Below are 209 nucleotides of genomic sequence, written 5' to 3' on the forward strand. Positions count from 1 at the left end.
ACATTTGTCGTTGATGAAGAAGATTTAGGCTCTGTTGTCGCTCAGGCGACAGGTGCATTTGTTACGACTGAAGGTGCAGACAAAGTTGAGGTTTACGAACTACGCAATATCTCAACTCTAGAAGCGACGCTATCGTCTGGCAATGAAGGTATTAAGATCACCGAGATCACAGGTGCTGCTAACACGACTACCTACCAAGGTGCAACTGA

1 protein-coding gene is annotated in these 209 nt (G+C 45.9%); it reads left to right on the forward strand.

Translation table 11 applies throughout. The features are described 5' to 3' along the window. Positions 1-209 (forward strand): hypothetical protein (locus AB4484_RS26580; protein ID WP_372081040.1); only part of this gene is annotated, 209 nt, incomplete at both ends.

This window comes from Vibrio sp. 10N.261.46.A3, assembly GCF_041472995.1.
GTDB lineage: Bacteria > Pseudomonadota > Gammaproteobacteria > Enterobacterales > Vibrionaceae > Vibrio > Vibrio coralliirubri.